This window comes from Paenibacillus tundrae (assembly GCF_036884255.1).
Classification (GTDB): Bacteria; Bacillota; Bacilli; order Paenibacillales; family Paenibacillaceae; genus Paenibacillus.
Genome location: NZ_CP145605.1, coordinates 449378 through 467903, shown reverse-complemented (window position 1 = coordinate 467903; position 18526 = coordinate 449378). Strand labels below are relative to the sequence as shown.

The 18526-nt window shown below is 44.5% G+C and carries 20 protein-coding genes and 1 pseudogene; 3 read left to right on the top strand and 18 right to left on the bottom strand.

Going from position 1 to position 18526, the window contains the following annotated elements:
- Positions 1 to 174: 174 nt before the first annotated feature.
- The 16 genes and pseudogenes from V6W81_RS02205 to V6W81_RS02130 all read right to left on the bottom strand — a co-directional run bounded on the left by V6W81_RS02205 (position 175) and on the right by V6W81_RS02130 (position 13903).
- Positions 175 to 1203, bottom strand: coding sequence for an EAL domain-containing protein (locus V6W81_RS02205; protein ID WP_338541407.1), 1029 nt, complete (start codon positions 1201 to 1203; stop codon positions 175 to 177).
- 179 nt (positions 1204 to 1382) lie between these two features.
- Complete coding sequence (locus V6W81_RS02200; RefSeq protein WP_338541406.1) at positions 1383 to 3641, bottom strand: bifunctional 2',3'-cyclic-nucleotide 2'-phosphodiesterase/3'-nucleotidase; 2259 nt, start codon at positions 3639 to 3641, stop codon at positions 1383 to 1385.
- A gap of 474 nt (positions 3642 to 4115) precedes the next feature.
- Positions 4116 to 4532 (bottom strand): pyridoxamine 5'-phosphate oxidase family protein, encoded by a 417-nt coding sequence (locus tag V6W81_RS02195; protein ID WP_145050166.1) that lies wholly within the window; start codon positions 4530 to 4532, stop codon positions 4116 to 4118.
- Positions 4533 to 4703: 171 nt separating this feature from the next.
- Complete coding sequence (locus V6W81_RS02190) at positions 4704 to 5165, bottom strand: NUDIX domain-containing protein (RefSeq protein ID WP_338541405.1); 462 nt, start codon at positions 5163 to 5165, stop codon at positions 4704 to 4706.
- A gap of 15 nt (positions 5166 to 5180) precedes the next feature.
- Positions 5181 to 5948: a LamB/YcsF family protein gene (locus V6W81_RS02185; RefSeq protein WP_338541404.1), complete on the bottom strand. Its 768-nt coding sequence runs from the start codon at positions 5946 to 5948 to the stop codon at positions 5181 to 5183.
- Complete coding sequence (locus V6W81_RS02180; protein WP_338541403.1) at positions 5945 to 6979, bottom strand: biotin-dependent carboxyltransferase family protein; 1035 nt, start codon at positions 6977 to 6979, stop codon at positions 5945 to 5947. The genes V6W81_RS02185 and V6W81_RS02180 overlap by 4 nt, the downstream gene beginning before the upstream one ends.
- Positions 6976 to 7770, bottom strand: a complete 795-nt coding sequence (gene pxpB, locus V6W81_RS02175) for a 5-oxoprolinase subunit PxpB (protein WP_338543917.1) — start codon at positions 7768 to 7770, stop codon at positions 6976 to 6978. The genes V6W81_RS02180 and pxpB overlap by 4 nt, the downstream gene beginning before the upstream one ends.
- A gap of 97 nt (positions 7771 to 7867) precedes the next feature.
- Entirely contained in the window at positions 7868 to 8704 is an 837-nt protein-coding gene (locus V6W81_RS02170; RefSeq protein WP_338541402.1) for a DUF2785 domain-containing protein, read from the bottom strand.
- The gene (locus V6W81_RS02165; RefSeq protein WP_145050156.1) at positions 8705 to 9298 is read right to left on the bottom strand and encodes a histidine phosphatase family protein; all 594 of its coding nucleotides are present in this window, start codon (positions 9296 to 9298) and stop codon (positions 8705 to 8707) included.
- Positions 9295 to 9876 (bottom strand): DUF1572 family protein, encoded by a 582-nt coding sequence (locus tag V6W81_RS02160; RefSeq protein ID WP_338541401.1) that lies wholly within the window; start codon positions 9874 to 9876, stop codon positions 9295 to 9297. The genes V6W81_RS02165 and V6W81_RS02160 overlap by 4 nt, the downstream gene beginning before the upstream one ends.
- A 113-nt stretch (positions 9877 to 9989) precedes the next feature.
- Positions 9990 to 10319: a DUF952 domain-containing protein gene (locus V6W81_RS02155; RefSeq protein ID WP_145050152.1), complete on the bottom strand. Its 330-nt coding sequence runs from the start codon at positions 10317 to 10319 to the stop codon at positions 9990 to 9992.
- Between the two features lie 82 nt (positions 10320 to 10401).
- Positions 10402 to 10962 (bottom strand): GNAT family N-acetyltransferase, encoded by a 561-nt coding sequence (locus V6W81_RS02150; protein ID WP_338541400.1) that lies wholly within the window; start codon positions 10960 to 10962, stop codon positions 10402 to 10404.
- Positions 10963 to 11019: 57 nt separating this feature from the next.
- Positions 11020 to 11279: pseudogene (locus tag V6W81_RS02145) on the bottom strand (DUF2809 domain-containing protein).
- A gap of 125 nt (positions 11280 to 11404) precedes the next feature.
- Positions 11405 to 11587 (bottom strand): hypothetical protein, encoded by a 183-nt coding sequence (locus V6W81_RS02140; RefSeq protein ID WP_338541399.1) that lies wholly within the window; start codon positions 11585 to 11587, stop codon positions 11405 to 11407.
- 158 nt (positions 11588 to 11745) lie between these two features.
- A complete protein-coding gene (locus V6W81_RS02135) occupies positions 11746 to 12852 on the bottom strand; it encodes an Ig-like domain-containing protein (RefSeq protein ID WP_338541398.1) in 1107 nt (368 codons plus the stop codon).
- A gap of 142 nt (positions 12853 to 12994) precedes the next feature.
- The gene (locus V6W81_RS02130) at positions 12995 to 13903 is read right to left on the bottom strand and encodes a LysR family transcriptional regulator (RefSeq protein WP_338541397.1); all 909 of its coding nucleotides are present in this window, start codon (positions 13901 to 13903) and stop codon (positions 12995 to 12997) included.
- A gap of 143 nt (positions 13904 to 14046) precedes the next feature.
- Here V6W81_RS02130 and V6W81_RS02125 point away from each other — a divergent pair, with 143 nt between their 5' ends.
- From V6W81_RS02125 to V6W81_RS02115, 3 genes are all read left to right on the top strand, one after another.
- Positions 14047 to 15066: an alpha/beta fold hydrolase gene (locus tag V6W81_RS02125; protein ID WP_338543916.1), complete on the top strand. Its 1020-nt coding sequence runs from the start codon at positions 14047 to 14049 to the stop codon at positions 15064 to 15066.
- Positions 15067 to 15388: 322 nt separating this feature from the next.
- On the top strand, positions 15389 to 16024 hold the full coding sequence (locus V6W81_RS02120; RefSeq protein WP_338541396.1) for a hypothetical protein: 636 nt from the start codon (positions 15389 to 15391) through the stop codon (positions 16022 to 16024).
- Positions 16025 to 16173: 149 nt separating this feature from the next.
- Positions 16174 to 17019 (top strand): AraC family transcriptional regulator, encoded by an 846-nt coding sequence (locus tag V6W81_RS02115; RefSeq protein ID WP_338541395.1) that lies wholly within the window; start codon positions 16174 to 16176, stop codon positions 17017 to 17019.
- A gap of 24 nt (positions 17020 to 17043) precedes the next feature.
- Here V6W81_RS02115 and V6W81_RS02110 read toward each other — a convergent pair whose 3' ends face one another.
- A complete protein-coding gene (locus tag V6W81_RS02110; protein WP_338541394.1) occupies positions 17044 to 17520 on the bottom strand; it encodes an HIT family protein in 477 nt (158 codons plus the stop codon).
- Between the two features lie 46 nt (positions 17521 to 17566).
- The gene (locus V6W81_RS02105) at positions 17567 to 18418 is read right to left on the bottom strand and encodes an aldo/keto reductase (protein WP_338541393.1); all 852 of its coding nucleotides are present in this window, start codon (positions 18416 to 18418) and stop codon (positions 17567 to 17569) included.
- Between the last annotated feature and the right edge of the window lie 108 nt (positions 18419 to 18526).

The following is an 18526-nucleotide window of genomic DNA, read 5'->3' as shown; positions in this document are numbered from 1 at the left end:
GAATTGCCCTCATTCTCTTTTATGTATGGACTACTCTTAAAGGCCTATATTATATATCGGCTAGATGGGGGTAATTATTTGATATAAAAATGGACGTTGCATGCCAAACAAGCCAGCTTCTAGACGAAGTGACTTGTTCGAGGTTTAAGGGCATATTGAGTATTGATCATATTTTCAATTCGAATAGGTTGGAGGCTGTGCTGAAGGTTTCCCAAAATAATATCCCTGTGCCAGCTCTATGCCGGCAGAACGACAAAAATCAAACTCTTCGATGCGCTCCACGCCTTCAGCAAGCACTTGGCCGCCAAATCGTCGAGACATCTCGACAATATGTATGATTTTCTGCTGTTTCACAGGATCATCGTCACAATGATCTATGAGACTCCGATCAATTTTGACAAAATCCGGTTCCAACCGATTCATCAGCTCGATCGTCGAAAATCCGGCTCCCACATCATCCAGCGCTACAGACATCCCATGATTCCGATATACCTGAAATATATGTTGTAAGGCATCCATATGCTTAATCGGCTCGGTTTCGACAACTTCAAAGACAAAGTCCTTAGGGTCAAGTCCTAATCGTTCAATCACTTCAAATGTATGTGTCAAGCAGTATTCGGGGTTGTATATAGAGGAAGGCAAGAAGTTAACAAAGCGCTTAATTCCTTGTGGCAAAAAAACGGAACTCGTCTCGATGGCGGAGATCCGTGCTGTCCGGTCTAGAAAGGAGTGCAAGCCCGTATCCCGAGCAATCTCAAACAATTCATAGGCATTAAATGATCTTCCATTCTCAGCAGGACGAAGGAGGAATTCATATCCAATAATTTGCTGTGAAGCATCCACAATGGGCTGCATATGGCTACTGAATTTTTTCTCTAAAATAACGGAAACCATATCTGCATGCTTGAACCGATTCTCCAGCAGCCCCAGACTAATCCAGTCTTCCTGGTCTGCCTGCTCTCGCATCGCTCTCACTTGAAACGAGATAGCCTCCAATACGGATGAATCCAGCCTCCCGATCTTCTCCAGTTCACTCTGCAGCATATCAAGATTGTCAAAATGCACCCAGATATAGTGATCTGAATGCTCGATACTCATCCCCTGCGTTTGCAGCGCTTCCAGCAACATGGGGGAAAACGGACGCAGATACAGAGTACCTTGATCCTCAATCGGATAAATTGGACTGCAGCCACTGCAATTCATGTAGGACCCCCTTGCCATTCATTAATGTTATTAGTATATACCCAAAGTTTGTAAATATTATAGCACGGGTGTTGAAATTAATCTCTACTGTTTTGGTGACTTCCTCTATGACGGGAATTGAACTTTCGAGCAATCAGAAAGACCGACAGTCTCAAGACTGTCGGTCGCAATGCTGCATATTAGGAAGCAGGAATTATGATTTTCTGTCCAACTTTCAAATTGTGCACATCTTTAATTGCATTTGCCGTTACGAGTTTGCGCCAGTCCACACCATATTTCAAACCGATGCGGTACAAGTTATCTCCTTTTTTCACCACATATACAACGTTGTCCTTAGCAGGTTTTTCAGGTTGTGGCTTAGGTGTTGGAGCCGGAGTAGGCGTAGGTGCCGGTGATGGCGTTGGAGCAGGTTCAACTCCTGTTCCAGGAGTCGTTGCAGCGTCACCTGTCAATTTCAAACCATATTCAGCAAAACCATCCTCGTTCGTGCCGATGAAGGACATCGCTGGATTAGCTTCAACCAGAGCTTTCGCATCTGGAGAAGAAGCAAATACCACTTCAAGGTCATTCAATGCTGCTGCAGTTACACCTGCTGATGGTTTGATTGGAGCCAAAGACCAGTTCCCATCAGCTGTTGGGTTGATCGTTTTGTTCTCACGGATATAATCAATGATCACTTGACGGTTCTCATCCGGTGCAGCCAGAACGATGCGTTTACCATCTGGATTTGCTAGTTTAGATGAAGAAGCACGATAGTTATTGGTAGCTACAATGAATTTTTGCGCTGGATCAACCGGTTTGCCTTCAAAGCTCAGGTCTTTAACCCGGCTTGCAGATTCATTAATAACTGTTGCTTTGGCATCGTATTTCGCCGGTTGTGTCACATCGATCTGATACGTCACCCCATCAATAACGTCAAAATTATACGTTGGGAAGTCCATATTGATCAATTGCTGTTGTCCACCTTTGGCAGGGTCGATCTGATTGAATTGTCCCGCAGACCATTCGAGCCATTCTTTAAGTTCAGCGCCGTTGATCTCAACGGCATGTACCGTATTAGGATATACGTACAGATCCGCTACGTTCTTGATTGCAATTGTTCCTGCAGGAATGTTCGTATAGTACGAAGCACCTGAACGTCCGCCTGCTTTGAATGGTGCTCCAGCAGACAACACAGGAATATCTTCATACTCTGTTCCTTGCAGATGTTTCTCCACATACCATTTCTGTGCATTGGTTACGATCTGAATGGATGGATCGTCCTGAACCAGTGCGAAGTAGCTGTTAATTGGTGCAGTTGTCTCACCAACCGGGCCACGAACGTACTCAAGTGTACCTTCGTGCTCTTCGTGAACAGCGTCAATGATCTCTTGGTCAGCATCCACCAACGGTTTTTTGTTCGCTGTGTCATAGATCGGGCGTGCTTCTGTAGAAGAATCCACTACTTTCCACTTGCCGTCTACTTGCTCCAGATCCAGATCGATAATGCCAAGATGATCTCCCCAGAAACCTGGCTCAACAGATGGAACGCCGTTAATTGTACCTTTTTCAAGGTCTACACCTTTTTTGCCTGCAAAATCAGCACTCGGGAAAATTTTGTGGGCATGTCCGAACAAGATCGCATTAATGCCTTCAACTTGGCTCAGATATAATACGGAATTCTCCATCAGGTCTGTTTGAGGGATATCCTCGAAACCGGAGTGAGGAATAGCCACAATAATGTCGGCACCCTCAGCTTTCATTTGTGGAACGAATTTTTTCGCAGTAGCGATAATATCTTTGGCAATGACTTTGCCTTCAAGATTAGCGCTATCCCATTGCATAATCTGCGGTGGAACAAAGCCAATTACACCCACTTTGATCGTGTGCTCCTTGCCATCTTCGTCCGTTACTTTTTTGTCCAAAATTTCATACGGTGTGAAGTAGTTCTTGTCATTTGTCTCATCATCATCACCGTCATCGATGTATACATTGGCATTGATATAAGGGAAATTAGCGCCTTCCAGCGTCATATCCAAGAAATCTAGCCCATAGTTAAACTCGTGGTTACCAATGTTCCCTGCATCATAATCAAGCAGGTTCATTGCTTTATATACAGGGTGAGTCTCACCCTTTTTCAGCGGATCAATCTTGGCAACATAATCCCCCAGCGGGTTCCCTTGAATCAAGTCACCATTGTCAAACAACAGGCTGTTCTTCGCTTCTTCACGTGCATTTTTGATCAGGGTTGCTGTCTTAGCCAGTCCATATTGATCGGTTTCCTTGTCAGAATAATAGTCGTAGTTGTGCAGATTGACGTGAATATCTGTCGTTTCCATAATCCGCAATTTAACTTTGGCAGCGTCTGCTGCCGATACAGGTACTGGAAATACCGCAAGCACGTTAAATGCAATCAAAGCGGCAGTCAGGCTTGATAATACTTTCTTACTCTTTTTCAAAATAACCCCTCCCGGTTATGTACATTAATCATGCATTAGTACGCAAACGAACAAGCGCAGACCAAGATAGATTCCATGGGTTGTGCGTGCTGAGCTTCTGATGAACCCATCAAAACCTCAGGTTAGTTTATCTCACATGAACATCTATTCATATCTGTGCGTGTCGTTTACATTCCAAATAATACCGCAATGTGAAGTCATTGAAAAGCTTTATTTTTTTACGTTATCCGCACATACCTGCATCACTTTACATAATCATGCGTAATTTCGACAAATTTCTCGCGTATTTATGTAAAAATAGTTTATTCCCCGTGCCAAATACGTATATTACACCTATCTTACATGTATATCCATTTTAGAACGATTATGTCTAACCTCAAAAAACCGCGAAGCCACATGGCCTCACGGTTGAAACCTCTTCCGAAACAGTGCATTCACGCATCGTTCGCAAAAGGTGATTCATAAGTACGAATCTTATTGTTCCCACACTTGATGTTCATGATCTTTCCCTGTATATTCAATCCGCGTTGGTGTAATGTCCAGAATGACATAATTCGGATCCTGAGGACCGTCAAACCATGCCTTCAATTCATCATTCCACACCTGCTCACGCAAAGCTTCATTCTTCGTAATTTCACACGTTCCTTCAACCTCAACAACTTCTTTGGAGCCACCCGACTCATATCCAAGCAGAAGGCTTACATTCGGATTGTTCTCCAGTTCCTCTACCTTATGAGTACGACGATTCGTTGCGAGATGAATGTTCATTCCATCGTTAAACAGAGCCATGTAACGAGATTTGGGTTTGCCATTTTCCACTGTTGAGAAGCTACAAAACGGATTATTCTCTAATGCCTTTACAATGTTCTGTTCCAATTCAGTCCGGTTCATGGGAATTGCTCCTTTCGAGTTTGGGGAGTTGTATATAAGCCTGTACTTATAGTGTACCCACCTCATCATTGGTGAATCCATGAACCGGATTGCAAACGTGACAATACTGGAAATTTTATTTATAAAAATGTTTACATATTAATACGGGCGCATCTATTCGATTAGCTACTGTTAGTTCAGATCGCCAAGATAGATCTTGGAGGAGTCCTGTGCGAGCAGCATCTCTCCGATTTTTTTCGGATATAAACGGATCTTAGCCAGGTCTTCAAGTGCAATCCATTCCACACCAACCTGATGATTGTCTGGATTAGAGCCTTCATAGCTCGTAGCAGCCTGATCGATTAAACTACATGCAAAATAAAATTCGACCTGATGATAGTCCGCATCCCACTCGGCGAACTCGTGATTTTTACCGATATACTCCCGAATGTGCATCAAGTCCCCGACCGTAACTGCCTGTCCAATCTCTTCAAGACATTCACGTAGTACGGTGTCTTTCAACTCTTCATATTTCTCTTGTCCCCCACCAGGGAAAATATACGCTGTACCGTACTGATCCTCCACACGAATCACGAGCAATCGTCCATCTTGTACAATCACAGCTTTCGCCGAATTACGTATCGGTTTAGTCATGTTTATCTCTCCTACTCATCCAATTGTTCCTATCGCAGACAGGGTAACTCCCTCGGCCTCTAGCATAGCACGAATCTGGCGTGCAAACGTAAGGGCATGTGCCCCGTCACCATGTATGCATATCGTCTCAGCTTTAATAGGTACGCTCGTTTCTGCGGTAGTATCAACAAGTCCTTCCTTCACCATACGAAGTACCTGCGCGAGCGATTGTTCTGTATGCTGGATAATTGCCCCAGCCTGACTACGCGGGGTCAACATGCCATCTGCTCCATAGGTTCGATCTGCAAATACCTCGCTCACGCTACGCAAACCAATGTGATCTGCCGCTTCAATCATAGCGCTGCCTGCCAGACCGTATAGGTACAGTTCAGGCTGAACCTGATAGATAGCCTCCGCAATTGCATCTGCCAAGCCAGCATCCACCGCAGCCATATTGTACAGAGCTCCATGCGGCTTCACATGATGCATCTTCCCCCCTTGGGCACGGACAAACGCATCCAAAGCACCCAGTTGATAAACCACCATATCATAGGCTTCCCGAGGCGTGATCTCCATACGTCTTCTGCCAAACCCTTGTAGATCAGGTAAACCCGGATGGGCTCCGATAGCGACATGATGTTTCATGGCAAGCTCCACAGTACGCCTCATCGTCCCTGGATCACCGGCATGAAAGCCACAGGCAATATTGGCAGAAGTGATCAAAGGCAATATCGCTTCATCCGATTCCATTTGATATATCCCGAAACTTTCACCTAGATCACAGTTCATATCCACCTGTTTCACCGAAGTTCCTCCATTCCCGCTACCATCCTGCTGCGAATGAAATTCTCAGCCAATCGTAGATGCCGCTCTTGTTCGAGCCATAACATCTCCGCTTCCCTGAATGTGATCTGTCTAAAAGTAACCCTTGTTCCAGGTCTAGCCTGCGCCAAAATAGGTAGATCAACCTTGGCAACCTGACCAAGTACAGGATAGCCGCCTATCGTCTGATGATCTGCCATCAAAATGATTGGCTGACCGTCCGCAGGAATCTGCACTGTTCCATAGGTGACCGCTTCAGATAATCGCTGATCCTTGGCTCGTTTCCGTTCTAGGACAGCACCTTGCATACGATAGCCCATTCGATCCGATTGAGGCGATACAAGGTAAGGCTCTTCGTAAAATGTTCGTAAGCTTTCTTCCGTAAATCCACGATTCTCTATGCCCGGTACAATACGAATAACAGGCTCTGCGCGATAGCCAGGCCATTCATTACTGGAGAAATACCATGCAGGTGCTTTCACACGATGAATATTAGACTCCGGTTTTGTTCCCCAGAAATCCAAGATCATACTCGCTTCTGCAGAAGGCTTACCTATCCTCAGCTTGTCACCGACATGCAAAGCACGTCCATCGATACCACCAATTCCGGTCTTCAGATCCGTACTCCGGCTTTCCATGATCACAGGTACATCGATGCCACCTGCAACCGCCATATACGTTCGAAGCCCTGAACGACATCGTCCGAATCGTAAGACCGCTCCGGCAGGCATTACAATGGGTCTCCACATGGGAATATCCATATCATCTACCATTGCTGATAGATCGGCTCCGCATAGGGAGATTAACTGATCTTCCTCGAATCGGAGCTCAGATCCTGTCATCGTCATCTCAATTACGGCTGCATTCCGAGTGTTGCCCACTACCATGTTAGACACCCTCGCAGCAAAGGTATCCATTGCTCCTCCGGGATGAATCCCATATCGGCGCTGTCCAAATCTACCTTCATCCTGAACGGTGGATAACAGACCTGAGCGGATCACTTCTATGCTCATGACTTAGCCTCCTGATGTTCGTAATACTCTTGAATGGATATAGGTGTGAAGCGAACCCGATCCCCGGCAGTCAATAAACTAGGTGGATTGTCATTCGGACGAAACAATGCGATTGGGGTTCGCCCAATACACTGCCAGCCCCCAGGAGTCGCGAGCGGATATATGCCCGTTTGCTCACCGCCGATTCCAACTGTGCCAGCTTCCACGCGAAGTCTTGGCGTTGCCCGTCTTGGTGTGGCAATACGTGCAGATAGTCCACCCAGATAGGGAAACCCCGGGGCAAACCCAAGCATATGTACCAAATACTCACCCGCCGTATGAATAGCAATTACCTCATCTGGCGTTAATGCATGCACTGACGCTACATATTCAAGATCCGGCCCAAACTCTCCCCCATAACATACGGGTATCGTAACCGTTCTGGTTTGTTTGGGTGCTACCGATTGTAATCCTTGTAAAGAGGGGAGGAGGAGGTTACGCAGGTATATGTACGGGGAGGTAGCTGATGAATCCGCTCGTGATCGTGGGTATGATCCACCTATTTCTATTGTCCTAGATGTAGAATCTAGATTGCTAGACACATATTCCATTAGAAGATACGGATCATAGAATAACGTAACCGATGCAAATGACGGCACAGCCTCTATTAATCCTGGTACATGCATATGATCCAACATTGAGCAGACGGACATCACCCGTTGATGAACCTCATCAGAGATCATATCTCCGCAACGTATAACTATTGCTGACTCGCTGATCGGAGACAACATCTCTTCTGTCCATAAATACATCGGTGTATTCAAGCTCTCTCCTCCTCACCTCAGATTAGTCATCACCTTTCAGCTTGAATCCATATTGCATGCTGATCATGCCGGAAGGCATATCGCGTCAAAGGCGGGCTTTATCAATAACCTTTATAATTTCGTGACGAACAAATATAAACGGCTCTGCCTCTTCTGTCCGAATCATAAAATATAGGGTTTGCAGGAAGACTCGTACATTCATCGCCTGCTGGCTGGTCTCTTGCAGGGTCTGGGTTCCCCTAGAATCCGAACGTTGAAGAGCATCGACCCAACTTGCAATATCATGTAACTCCAACATATTCAGGCGGAGAATCGTTACGACAGCGTGCGCGATCCGCTGATCCTCATCGTAGATGTACACTGTACTGGGCTCCGTTATTTTCACAGCAAGTGCTGCCATTAGCTCCTTCAAGCCAGGTCGATCGATATTAGACGATTGTGCGAGATCCTCGGCGGCATCTGCACCATGTGCTGGGGCATGTGCCCATCCCTTATCCTCGACGTACCCTCGAATATCCTTCTCTTCCTTCAAGTACGTAATCAATCGTTCCTGAACACGCTCGATATCTGTCTTATTTAGAAAAGGGCTTTGCCGATCTATGCTAAGAATAGGGGGTATGAGCAACACCGAAAATGTTCTTGTGAACACACTGTCCGTTCCCTGTTCACCCAGACGATAGAAGAGATGTTCATCATCTATTGCTATATACAATATTTCCCTTAGCTGAGCAGCACAGAACACACCATGCGCAATCCATGTTGCAAACGTAACATAGATAAGTTCGTCCCGCAGAACTGGATCCGTGCTCCCAATATGTCGTAACATATGCATTGCCACTTCATAAGGGTTCTCAACGCCAGACGGCAATGTATCATCTCTTCGGAAGAGCAGCAACTGTTCTTTAAGCGCTGAAGCTTCCATCTATCGCGTTCCTTCCGAAGGATTCAGGTGCACGCTGCAGTTGTACAACTCACAACCCCAAACCTCTGCCTTCTTTTCGACCCGGGTAACGGAAGTATTGGACAGCTTAACACTTACATCAAGTTCAGGCAGCAATCCTCTAAGCGTGTTACGGAGTATCGCTCCATGGCTAACGACAAGTACTCGATCATGTGGATGCTTACGGCAGATTTCTTCAATGACCTCCATGCCACGTGACGTTCCCGCATCGGCTGTTTCTCTTCCTAACTCTATGCTGCTCCAATCTGCGCCCCACCGTGATACCCGTTCCTCTTCTGTTGTTCCTTCGACCTGACCTCCGCCCATTTCACGTAGACGTGGATCGAGGTGAATCTCCTTGATCCCCAATCGATCACCGATGATTCGAGCGGTCTCGCTGGCGCGCTCCAGATCACTGGCGTAGATCGCGTCCCATGAATCTGAGCTAAGTCTTGCGGCAAGCAATAACGCCTGTTCTCTACCTTCTTGATCCAGCGGGTTGTCCGTCTGCCCCTGTGATCGCTTCTCTTTATTCCAAGCTGTACTCCCATGCCGAATTAGAGTTAATTGTGTCATTTGGGTTCCTCCCTTTTAAGTTCCTCGTCTGTAAAATGCTTTGTCATCTTAGGCTTGGCGAATTTCTCGCCATTATAGAGGGTAGACCCATTTCGCGGAATGGATAAGCTATCCCATGACGTCTCTTTGAGCATTTTGGCGACATATACGATCTGTCCAACATGATACGGATAATGTGCTAGCTGGCGGGTGATTGCCTCCATAACGGTATGACCCTCATTACGAATGTAGATGATATGGGATAATTGATCGGGTGTGAATGAACGAATGGCGCTCAGCAAACAGCTCCAGCCTTCCTCCCATTTGTCCAGCACTTCCTCCCGCGTAGACAGATCGTTGATAAATTCAGCATCACGTTCCCGCCACGCCTTCTCTCCATCTGTCGTTAACACATCTGTCCAGCGGGATAACATATTGCCCCATAGGTGCTTCACAATCACGGCTATACTATTCGTATCTTCATTCCAGGATTGAAATAATTGTTCAGGCTCAAGTTGCGCCATGGCTTTGTCCCCAAGCTGTTTATAATATAAAAATTGTTTCTCGGCAGTCTCCAGAAAGCTTGGATTGAGATCCATAACATCACACCTTTCCTGATATGAGAATGATAATTTCAATTTCCACATAGCGATCAGATGATGAAGCTCATCCTGTTAAGATTCCTTCATGATTAAAATCAACACTTATCTCACTATTCCGGAAAAGAAAATGATCCATCTTCATTTGGGTTAAAATCGAGAACCTTGTGCACGGCATCCAAATTAAGCTGACCATAGATATGTGGAAAAAGTTCGTTTAAGTTATACAAATCCTCATAAACTAATTCTGCTTGTAATACTTTCTCATCGATACCAAGCAGGAGCAGATCCGTACGTCCTTCATAATATTGCCCAGCTACCCACGGAATCTGCTCTTTCGTAGAACAATGAATGAAACCATCTGTATTCAAGCTGTCAGGAGCATAGAAGCTCTCCCCCGATAGTTGCTCCCAAGTGGAGCGGGATATGATACTGTAGATCATCGCTATACCTCCTGAATTCATATGTAAAGTTCAATGCAAAACCAATGTTATACCATTACAAGTTCGATCCGTCATTCATATATTATAGATCATCCCGAACTCGGGAGTATATTTTCTGATCCGTGAAGACACCTTTGATTTTCAATTGCTTACGCAGTATACCTTCATATGACATACCTATCTTCTCCATCACCCGCGCAGATCCTATATTACCTGCATTGCATCTACCACCTAGACGATTGCAGTCAAGCTCTTCAAAACAATAATGTACAATCGGCTGCATTGCTTCAGATGCAACACCCTGATTCCAATATAAACTAGATATAGCATATCCTAACTCAGCGCTCTGCATAGACTCGTTCAGATCAAAGATCCCGCCCCTGCCAATCAGTTGACCTGTCTCTTTCCAGACAAAAGCCCATAGATAAACTGTTTTACGCTCATAGTTGTCCAAGACGCGTTGAATATATTGAACTGAGTCCTCCATCGTCTCATGACAATTCCACAAGCTCTGTTCACTCACACGTGGATCGGAAGCAAATTGGAAATACTCCTCAACATCACTCATGGTCAGACGTCTTAGTAACAATCGCTCTGTCTCAAACTCCGGGGATTCACTAAACAGCTTGTCCACATTCATCATCAGCATCTCCTTATCCGTACCTATATCGGTACCTATATCTAAAACCCGCTTCCCATCTTACATGCGATTGATATTGCTCGGGAAATAACGATCCAACATATACACACACAGAATTCCAACAGCGTAACGAAGGAGATCAACCACGAGGAAACCATGACCCAGAATAAGTGCGCCTAACAACGTCGAACGTAGTTCATTAGCCATGGTGTCTGAATCAATTGTGAGAATTCGATCATCCAGCAGAACAGCAAACTAATCATCACTGCCCAAGCTGTACTACGCCTATGCCATACCATGCGTACACCAAAATAAATCATGCCTGCCCACAGTGCGTCTCCTGCATGTTCACTCACCCACTTGGGTAGCTGATCTCCATAATGACGCGAAGCAAGACCTAGCCCCATCGTGATGATCGTTGCGATGAAATAAACAAGTCTGCTTCTCATTGGATCTGCTTACTCTTCAATCGATACCCTTCAAGGTACTTGGTATAGGCACGATGTTTCATCCCTTCCATCTTGTCACTCATCTGAAAAGTCAGTACCGAGAGAATCGATAACAGGAGATATCGAAGATAAGCCACATCATTCCAATTCCAATCCGAACTTATAATGGAGCCTTTCAAATGATCACATCCGATCCTTGAAATTCTGATAAAGATTACAAGAAAGGAGCGTATAATCTACGCTCCCTGCTTCTTTGCTTTTGTATAAATATTACATATATAGCGCGAGTTGTCACCAGATACATATCGTATTACAGACTCGTGTTGTAGTTCTGAGATTATTTTACCGTAACAGGTATGCTCACCTTTTTATTTCCCCATTTCGCTACAATGGAGGTCTTGCCCTTAGATACCGCTTGAATCTTCCCGTTTGTAACCGTCGCTACACCAGGCTTACTGCTGGTCCATACTGCACTGTTGGTTACAACAGTCATTTTGCCCGTGTCATACTGAGCCATCAAGCTGAGTGTTGTGCTTCCTTGCGGAGATAACACCAGTTTCTTCTGCCCTGTAATCAGCTTTTTGAGCAAAGGTACGACAGTAACCTCTACGGTTATTGTCTGATCTTGATACGTTCCTGTCAAGGTTGCTTGTCCTTCAGTCAACGTCTTAACGGTACCATTTTTGACTGTAGCTACACTATTATTTGAAGAGGTCCAGATCACCTGTTTCGAAAGATTGATCGTTTTGCCATTCGCATATGTACCAACTACTTTCAATGCCTTCGACTTCTTGATGTTGAGCTGTAATGCCTTCGGTGTTACATCAATCTTCGTAATCACGTCCGTGATCGCAACCGGTACTTTCACCGTTGTTGAACCGTACTTCCCTTGTAATAATACGCGACCAGGTGTAATACCTCTGATCTTCCCGTCTTCCAACACAGCCGACGAACTGGACACTGTCCATACAATCTCCGACGTGACGTCTTCTGACTTGCCATTTGCACGGGTAATCGTTACTTTCGGCAGTGTACCTTCACTACCTTTGACAAAACTATAGGAGTTAGGCGAAGCCTTGATGCTCTTAATCTTGTCCTGAACCTGAACTACAAGCTCGGCCTTTGCTCCATCAAGCTGGGCAAAGATCGTTGCTTGGCCTGCTGATACAGCCTTAACTTTCCCCTTTGCAATGGTTGCAACGGCTGCATTACTGGTTGACCACGTAACCCCCGCTGTCACATCCTGTTTATTATCAAAACCTTCAATAACGGCCATGACCTGAAGCGTAGCTGTCTCAGATACACTCATTTTCCGTGGGCTCTCATTCGTGATCTCAATCGAAGTGACATCTCCTGTAGCGGCAAAGACTAGTGTTGGTGCTAGCACCCCGAATACAAGAACTAGAGCAAGTGCTCCGCGAAGCGCCTGTTTCATACTAATCATGAACTTTTCATCCTCCTACTATCCAGTATTTTACTTCTATTATAGTATATCGGAATCTATATGCACAAAAGTGAATTGTAATATAACCAAGCGGAGCATCTACATTAAAAATCGACATTTTCTTCTTTTTTAATCTAGGAGACTATACTTCTTCTTCCTTCATCTGTGAACGAAAAACATCTCTTGTTGCTTCAATAAAAGATAGCATGATCGGTGAAAGCCACTTGTCCTTATGCCACAACATTTGTGTGTGCACCTGTAGGTTCGGAATTTGCCATGGGAGAACAACAAGTTCTCCGCGTTCCACTTCCGCTTGCACGACGACTTCAGGAAGAAAGCCGATACCGATGCCTGAGATCGCGCATTGTTTAATGGCTTCAGCACTTTGAAACTCCAGATATGTGATGCTATCCATGCCTTCTTTCTCAAATGAACGATCAAACATCATTCGATATGGACAACCCTTTTCATTCGTCAGGAACACTTCTTCATGAAAATCTTCCAACTGCAGCACAGGTCGCTTAGCGAGAGGGTGATCAGGAGCCGCTAACAAACGGAAATTTTCCTCCACAAGTGATTCAACCACCAGTCCCTTCGAGCGAATTGGTTCATCCAGTATATACACGATATCTGTCGTCCCCTCGAATAACGTTTGCTTAAGCTCTTGATTCGGAACAGAGCGAAAGATCAGACGAACGCCGGGATGTTGCGAACGAAACCTTTGGAAAACGGGTGGAAGCCGATAGGAGCAAATAACCTCATTCGCACTTATCGTTAGGGTACCACTTAGTTTTTCATTATCATGGACAACACTTCGAGCTTCGTCCATTTTCTCAAGAACGCCTTGGGCGTGTGTTAAAAATCGTTTCCCCGCAGTTGTGAGCGCGAGTTGCTTGCCCAACCGATCAAAGAGACGAACACCCAACTCATCTTCCAATGCTTTAATTTGCATCGTGACATTGGAAGGAACGTAGCTCAGCACTTCTGCTGCCCGCGTGAAATTTAAAGTTGTTGCAACCGTGCAAAACGTATTCAGTTGACGCAATTCCATCCGATACTTCTCCTTCCACCTTCAATTTTATTGAACACTACATTGAATTCTATTCACTTTTATTGAGGGTATCACGACTCTATACTGAGCACAAGAGATCACAGTGAACATGTGGTCTTCATTTTGAAGGGAGCGAATCCATGATGGACTATGAAATTTTTAATTCGGGTGATGTACTTTTACAATCAGGAGTGACGTTACCAAATGCCTTTCTTGCTTATAAAACATACGGAAAATTAAATGAACAAAGGGATAATGTTATTGTTTATCCAACGGCTTTTGGAGATCAGCATATTCAGAATGAATGGCTCATTGGCAGCGGGATGGCACTCGATCCAGAGAAATATTTTATTATCGTTCCCAATTTGCTGGGCAATGGGCTATCTTCGTCTCCAAGTAATACGCCGCCTCCATTCGATCGGGCTAACTTCCCACAGGTAACCATTTATGACAACGTTCAATTCCAGCACCAGCTACTAACTGAGAAATTCGGTATTCAAAAAGTTGCTCTTGTCGTCGGGTGGTCCATGGGCGGCATTCAGGCATTTCAATGGGGTGCAAGTTACCCAGAGATGGTCGAACGAATCGCACCTTTCGGAGGCATCGCCAAACCTTGGCCTCACACATATGTGGTACTGGAAGGCGTAAAATCTTCACTGCTATCTGCCGTTGGCTTCGACTCAAGCAAACTAAATCAACTAACCTCCACAGACATGCGTGCTGTTGGTCGGGTTTATGCAGGATGGGGACTGTCCCATGCATTTTATAGAGAAGAGCTTTATCGTGAGATGGGATTTGACACATTGGAGGATTTTGTAGCTGGTGTCTGGGAGAATAGCTTTATGAATATGGACCCGCATAATGTTCTAACCATGTTATGGACAGGTCAGCATGCAGATATTAGTGCCAACCCTTCCTATAACGGAGATTTTGAACAAGCGCTTAAGAGTATACAAGCCCTTGCCTGCATCATGCCGGGAAGCACCGATCTCTTCTGTACAGCAGACGATAATGAATATGAGGCCGCGCGTATCCCTAATGCTACCTTTAGGCCAATTCAGTCCATCTGGGGTCACTTTGCCGGTCGCGGCATCAACAGTGCCGACAATCAATTTATCGATGATAATCTGAAGCACTTGTTGTCACTTAGCGCAAACAAATAAAATGTCTTCAGCCTAACAAATCGTATTTGAGGTCACTAGAATGAACTGGTTTAACCTCTTTTTTAACCCGGTGATCGTGTATTCGGTAACATCCAATAAAGCGAAGCAAGACATGGACGGGGAAGAATCCTGCTGCACAATATAAAAAAGCTTAACCGGCGACTTCTCTCTGAATTCATTCGAGAGAAGTCGCTTCGTTTGCGAGCGTTCATTATAATAAAATAAGAACTATACGAATTTGAACCAGCACTATTCAATTCAGCGAACACCTTTTTGTCAAAGCAGTGACGATCATGTTAGTTTTTGAGAGGAGTTGAACAGGATGATGGAGAACAAAAAGAATATTTTAATCGAGAGATCAGATTGTATCCTTTATTACGCGGATTTGGATTCAACGAGCGAACACGGAGCAGGCTGGATTGGCGGGAATGCGCCCGTTTTTTTTGACGATCAATCCGACTTCATCCACGAACTCGACCAAAAGTATGTTTTCTATCTAAGTCTCAAGCATCCCTTTATACCAGATAGCATGATTTCAATTTTTATCCCAGAAGATCGTGATAGGCATTTGGAGAACAACATTTATCCAAACTGCGCGGTCAAGGTGATTGAGCATCCCATTTCAGCAGAAAGCATGCATACTACCTTTGCTAACTCAAATCTTATCAAACACATCATCTCAGCTGGTCAACTAACTAATGATGAAGAATCAATGGATCGACCCTTTTTAATCAAAGTGGGAGGCACCCCGAGACTGATTCAAAATGAGGACTATTATTTTGCCAAACTTAAGGAAGAGTCATTTTCATTCTTTTTCCAAGTAGATGAAGACGGTTATCCCGGCACATTGATTCAAGAGGATGGCAGTTATCCTTTTTATTTTGGTTCACTATATATTTTCGCCAAAGCAGGTAAGGAGATTGAACATCCCATTGCAGGTTTTTGGCAGTTTTCTTAAGCATAATGAGCAGGGTAACAACCTCTCCGATTTTCATTAAACTTTTCTTTTTGAAGAAACCATACATACAAACGGACAAATGAAAGCAGAAAAAGACAGGCTGCTGAAGCAACAACCCTGTATGATATGCATCAAGGAGTGATCACAACATGAAATGGATTCAGCCCTTACAAACAGCTATTCAATATATTGAAGATCATCTGCTTGAGGACATGACCATTGAACAAATTGCGGCTGAAACCAACCTGTCTCTCTTTCATTTTCAACGTACATTTTCCTTATTAGCTGATGTTACGATTGCAGAGTATATTAGGCGGAGACGATTAACATTAGCAGCATATGAGCTTCTGCAAAGCGATGGCAAAATCATTGATTTAGCGTTCAAGTACGGTTATGACACGCCAGAGTCATTTTCCAAAGCTTTTCGCAGACAACATGGCTTCCCCCCTAGTGAAGCCCGTCGAAATAAGATCTCAATCAAGGCGTATAACCGCTTGGTTATTCAGCTTAGCTTAAAAGGAGCAGAACCCATGAATTATAAAATGGTAGAACATGATGAATTTTCGGTGGTAGGAATCCAACAATCCTTTTCGTATATAAACGGAGAACACCTGTCTGGAATCTCTACGATGTGGCAAGATGCATATCACAGTGGAGCTGAGGATCGCTTGTTTCAATTAAATAACGGATTGATTCAAGGAATTCTTGGTGTCTGTGTGGATCAGAACGAGATTCATGAGAAACAAATGGAATACTGGATTGCTACCTCATACGATGGAGAAGTACCCGAAGGATTATCGGCGCTTCTAATTCCCGCTTCCAAATGGTGCGTATTTGAAGTGCAAGGACCGATGCCGGCAAGTATGCAGGCGCTGTGGAAACAGATCATCACAGAATGGTTCCCCTCCAACCCTTATGAACATACTGGTATTCCCGAATTCGAGGTCTATCCCGGGCCTAATCAACCACCTCAAATCTGGATACCCATTAAATGATATGTTGATGTATTCTCCTGAATTTTACGAATTCTCATTGATCCAAGAACGCAGCTTGTCAGCATAAAGAGCACGTTCTTCTGGATCAGAATTAGCACCTTGTGACAGATACAGTTGATCATCCACATATCTAGGGTAGACATGCAGATGATAATGCCATACGTCTTGATTGCCAGCAGGTTCATTATGTTGCCGCGTAGAAATTCCATCACATCCATATGTATTCTTCATGGCAAGTGCTGTAAGCTGAGCCGCCCGGTGGATTTCAGCAGCATAATCGGCAGGAAGGTCAAAGATATTCTCGAAATGTTGATTAGGAATGATGAGCACATGCCCCTTATTGTTCGGCCACCATTTACGTGCGATAAATGCCGTTACCTTTTCGTTCTGATAGATGATCTCCCTTTGCTTGGTTCCTTGATTAGGCCCATCGATACCCCATATACAACAAAATGGACATTCGTACCCTTCGGGTCTATGTGAGAATGATGCTGTCATCATTTCCGTTCAGCTCCTATCATATGTATTACAGGTAGTTAGCTATAGCCTAGTCCATCAGCGGAAAGCATCTCTCGATTTTTGCTAAGTCCGCCTCTTCTAACTCCCAATCTAGAGCTCTCAAATTATCTTCTATATGCTGTATACTCGCCGCTTTGGGGATGGTAACTATACCTTCCTGCCTTATAATCCAGTTCATCACAACCTGATATGCGGTTACGCCATAGTTATCTCCGATGGTATCGAGTATCTTTCTCTCTGCGGAACCCACTTGTGGGAATCCTTTATTACCAAATTTAGATGGAGCATATCCAAAAGGTGAATATCCCATAATAGTTATGCTGTTCTCTTTGGAAAAAGGTAGTATTTCCTTCTCTACACTTCGATCATGTAAATGATAAGCTATCTGGTTACACACTAACGGTGTGTCGCCTAAATGGTATTGAGCCTCTTTCATCAAATCGAGCGTAAAATTACTAACGCCTACATGTTTGATTATTCCTCTACTCACGAGTTCCGACATAGCCTCCATCGTCTCAGCAACTTCGTAGTGTGCGCTTGGCCAATGCTGCAAATAAAGATCTATGTAATCCGTTCTCAAACGATCTATACTTTCCTCTGCCGCTCTAAGAACACCTTGGTAAGAACAATGCTTGGCTGATACTTTAGTGACTAGGAATACATCACTTCTGACATCATGAATAGCACGACCAACCACTCTCTCGGCACCCCCACCTCCATACTCTTCTGCAGTATCAATTAGGGTAAGTCCATTTTGGATACCATGGCGCAATGCCTCCACTTCATCTCTTTCTTTCCTCGGATCTTCACCAAACTTCCACGTCCCTTGGCCAATCACCGGAATGTCTATACTCGTATTCCCTAGCTTACGATATCGCATGAACATAACCTCCTATTGCTTCTTCAAAAGCTAACAGGAGGTAGTCGTAATGCTTGCCCATCCTATACACTCCCCATCTCAGTAATTTCAATTAATACTATATTCCAG

What these genes read in the sequence shown, in the direction of transcription:
- V6W81_RS02180 (WP_338541403.1), bottom strand. Translation starts at nt 6,979, where the DNA reads ATGAGCATAGAAGTGATCCGCTCAGGTCTGTTATCCACCGTTCAGGAT.
- V6W81_RS02110 (WP_338541394.1), bottom strand. Translation starts at nt 17,520, where the DNA reads ATGATGACAGCATCATTCTCACATAGACCCGAAGGGTACGAATGTCCA.
- V6W81_RS02125 (WP_338543916.1), top strand. Translation starts at nt 14,047, where the DNA reads ATGGACTATGAAATTTTTAATTCGGGTGATGTACTTTTACAATCAGGA.
- V6W81_RS02165 (WP_145050156.1), bottom strand. Translation starts at nt 9,298, where the DNA reads ATGACACAATTAACTCTAATTCGGCATGGGAGTACAGCTTGGAATAAA.
- V6W81_RS02135 (WP_338541398.1), bottom strand. Translation starts at nt 12,852, where the DNA reads ATGATTAGTATGAAACAGGCGCTTCGCGGAGCACTTGCTCTAGTTCTT.
- V6W81_RS02130 (WP_338541397.1), bottom strand. Translation starts at nt 13,903, where the DNA reads ATGGAATTGCGTCAACTGAATACGTTTTGCACGGTTGCAACAACTTTA.
- V6W81_RS02190 (WP_338541405.1), bottom strand. Translation starts at nt 5,165, where the DNA reads ATGACTAAACCGATACGTAATTCGGCGAAAGCTGTGATTGTACAAGAT.
- V6W81_RS02115 (WP_338541395.1), top strand. Translation starts at nt 16,174, where the DNA reads ATGAAATGGATTCAGCCCTTACAAACAGCTATTCAATATATTGAAGAT.
- V6W81_RS02195 (WP_145050166.1), bottom strand. Translation starts at nt 4,532, where the DNA reads ATGAACCGGACTGAATTGGAACAGAACATTGTAAAGGCATTAGAGAAT.
- V6W81_RS02120 (WP_338541396.1), top strand. Translation starts at nt 15,389, where the DNA reads ATGATGGAGAACAAAAAGAATATTTTAATCGAGAGATCAGATTGTATC.
- V6W81_RS02160 (WP_338541401.1), bottom strand. Translation starts at nt 9,876, where the DNA reads ATGGATCTCAATCCAAGCTTTCTGGAGACTGCCGAGAAACAATTTTTA.
- pxpB (WP_338543917.1), bottom strand. Translation starts at nt 7,770, where the DNA reads ATGTATTTATGGACAGAAGAGATGTTGTCTCCGATCAGCGAGTCAGCA.
- V6W81_RS02205 (WP_338541407.1), bottom strand. Translation starts at nt 1,203, where the DNA reads ATGAATTGCAGTGGCTGCAGTCCAATTTATCCGATTGAGGATCAAGGT.
- V6W81_RS02170 (WP_338541402.1), bottom strand. Translation starts at nt 8,704, where the DNA reads ATGGAAGCTTCAGCGCTTAAAGAACAGTTGCTGCTCTTCCGAAGAGAT.
- V6W81_RS02155 (WP_145050152.1), bottom strand. Translation starts at nt 10,319, where the DNA reads ATGATCTACAGTATCATATCCCGCTCCACTTGGGAGCAACTATCGGGG.
- V6W81_RS02105 (WP_338541393.1), bottom strand. Translation starts at nt 18,418, where the DNA reads ATGCGATATCGTAAGCTAGGGAATACGAGTATAGACATTCCGGTGATT.
- V6W81_RS02150 (WP_338541400.1), bottom strand. Translation starts at nt 10,962, where the DNA reads ATGATGAATGTGGACAAGCTGTTTAGTGAATCCCCGGAGTTTGAGACA.